The organism is Mycobacterium sp. (assembly GCF_040509115.1).
Lineage (GTDB): Bacteria > Actinomycetota > Actinomycetes > Mycobacteriales > Mycobacteriaceae > Mycobacterium.
The window spans coordinates 1-2,736 of sequence record NZ_JBEVLO010000093.1; the positions used below are offsets into that span (position 1 = coordinate 1).

At 61.6% G+C, this 2,736-nt stretch carries 3 protein-coding genes; all 3 read right to left on the reverse strand.

Annotation, left to right across the window (positions count from 1 at the left end; genetic code table 11):
• On the reverse strand, window positions 1-1,043 hold a 1,043-nt coding region (locus ABW137_RS07685; protein WP_526398524.1), incomplete at its 3' end, for a zinc-dependent alcohol dehydrogenase.
• A 177-nt stretch (window positions 1,044-1,220) separates the two neighbouring features.
• A complete protein-coding gene (locus ABW137_RS07690) occupies window positions 1,221-1,517 on the reverse strand; it encodes a putative quinol monooxygenase (protein WP_526398526.1) in 297 nt (98 codons plus the stop codon).
• A 216-nt stretch (window positions 1,518-1,733) separates the two neighbouring features.
• Window positions 1,734-2,300, reverse strand: coding sequence for a type 1 glutamine amidotransferase domain-containing protein (locus ABW137_RS07695; protein WP_526398528.1), 567 nt, complete (start codon window positions 2,298-2,300; stop codon window positions 1,734-1,736).
• Between the last annotated feature and the right edge of the window lie 436 nt (window positions 2,301-2,736).

Genomic DNA, 2,736 nt, shown 5'->3' on the forward strand with positions numbered 1-2,736 from the left:
ATGTCGTTGGGCTTGATGTAACCATTCTGAATATGCGACCACAGTCGCGGCCACTGCCTTTTCACGGGGCACTGGTTGGTGTGAATGGTGAGGCCCTTGTTCATGGCATCGCCGAATTTCACCGCACTGAACAGCGGCCCGTACGCACCGATCACCGAGACGGTCCCGCCCTTGCGGACTGAATCGATCGCCCAGTTGAGAGCGACCGGGGATCCGCCCTGCAACTTGAATTTCGACGCGGTCACGTGTCGCAGGAGGTTACCGTCCGCTTCCGCACCGACCGCGTCGATCGCCACGTCGGCACCTAGGAAATCGGTGGCGGCCTTCATCTCCACCACGATGTCGTCGTATTCGCCGAAGTTGTAGGTTTCAGCATTCGCAAAACTGCGTGCCTTCTCCAACCGGTACTCCAGGTGGTCGATCACGATGACGCGGCTGGCCCCCATGAACCACGAACATTTCGCCGCGTACAGACCGACCGGTCCTGCACCGAAGACGATGACCGAGTCTCCTTCGACGATGTCACCGAGCTGAGCGCCGAAGTACCCCGTTGCCAGCGCGTCGGTACACAGCAACGCATCTTCGTCGTCCATCCACTCAGGGATCACCGCGGGACCGACGTCCGCGAACGGCACCCGCACGAACTCGGCCTGGGCGCCATCGTAACCACCACACGTATGCGAGTAGCCGTAGATTCCGCCCACTGCGGTGGCGTTCGGATTCACGTTGTGGCAGTTGGAGTAGAGGCCCCTCGCGCAGAAATAGCAGGATCCGCAATAGATGTTGAACGGCACCATCACTCGGTCGCCCGGCTTGACATTCTGCACGGACGAACCGACTTTCTCCACGACCCCGATGAACTCGTGTCCAAAGGTGTGGCCGACACGGGTATCCGGCATCAGGCCGTGGTAGAGGTGCAGGTCGGATCCGCAGATCGCTGCCAACTTCACTCGCACGATCGCATCATTTGGATGCTCGATCGCCGGAATGTCCTTTTCTTCGACGCGGACTTTGTAGGGGCCGCGGTACGTCATGGCCTTCATGGTTCCTCCTTCGGGTGGATGGAGCTACCCTGCGCATCTAGCCGGAAACTGCCTGCGGTAGCCGAAAGACCAACGCTATCCGGCCTTTTGGCACGAACGGTGTCCGGGCACACCCGTCACCCCGCGCCGATTCTGTGCTGACAGATCGATGACCGCGCGAGCACGAGACACAGCGCGTCAGAGCTTGTTGGCGAGAACGTCGAGATTGCTGATGTCCGGTGGGGAGGCAAAGAGCTCGTCGGCTCTCTCCGCCAGGGCTTTTCCCACGGTGCCGCCGAGATGCGCCTCGCGGGCCGCCTCGTCTGGGAAGGCATCGATGATGCCAAACGTCGACGGGCCGAACCGAACGGCGAACCATGGCTTCGTGTCGGGTTCCTGCTCGACGAGCGGTAATGCCGAGAGAAGAAATTCCTCGACTGCGCCTTCTTTACCGGGTTTGGCCTCGAGCCGTACCAGCAATGCCTTAGTCGCCACGGTTGATCTTCCTTCTCGGTGGGGGATGACCGGATGAGCGGAAAGCCCAGCCGCAGTGTTGAGGTGTCCCATCACTTCGTGATCACTCTGCCCATCGGATGGAGTCGCGGCATCGTCCCGGCAGACCGAAAACTCTTCTCCGGATGGATGTCGGGGGACGATGCCGTAGACCGATTCGCCACCCGGCTAGAGAGCCCAGCGAGACGGACGGCAACGTCACCGTCCCGATGCGTGCGCCGGAGACTGGGCGAACGCGTCGACGATGGCGTTGCAGAACGTGGGCAGGTCGTCGGGTGACCGACTGGAGATCAGATTCCCGTCGATGACGACCTCTTCGTCCACGACGGTGGCACCCGCATTGCGTAGGTCGGTACGTGCGCTTGGATACGACGTCAGTGTCCGGCCCTTAACCACGCCGGCCTCCACCAGCGTCCACGGACCATGGCAGATCGTAGCCACTGGCTTTCCCGAGTCCACGAAGGCACGCACGAACGAGACAGCGGTTTCATCGATGCGGAGCTTGTCGGGATTGACGGTCCCGCCGGGCAGCAATAAGGCGTCGTAGTCGTCGACTGATGCGTCGCCGACCACCCGGTCGACGGTGAACGTACCCGCCGATTCGAGGTCGTTGTTGCGCGCCTGAATCTCGCCTGTCTTCAGTGACAATAGTTCGGTCTCCCCGCCGGCGTCGTGCACCGCTTGGCGCGGGGTCTCCAACTCGACGCGTTCCACGCCGTCTGCAGCGAGGATCGCGACCCTCTTGCCTTGCAATGTATTCGCCATCGCGAATTCCTTCCCTCGGGACGTATGCCGCAGGCTCGGCCGTCAATTGCGTTGATGTGGGTACGCCTGCTCAACCCCAATGCTCGGCGTTCGAGCCGCCGATCTCCTGGTCCCGCCGGCGTGAAGGTGCGGTCGAAATTTCATCCCGGTGTATCAGTCTGGCGCCAAGTGCATTTGCCGACAGGTGCTTTCGGGCGTTGATCGCCATCGCCACCCTCGCGTGGCCATCAGTTTCCGCCCATTTTGGGTAATGCCCGCGGCTTGTACTGATAGGGCGAACTCGGCGCCGAAGATTCGGCCTGCCAGCCCAGTCCCTGGCCTGCCTCGGCATCGCAGACTACGAGGAGACACGCACGAACCAGAACGGCACTAGAGAATGGGGAGATCCCAGTATGAAAGCAGTTGTGTACGACGGACCGCGCGACGTCGTCGTCAA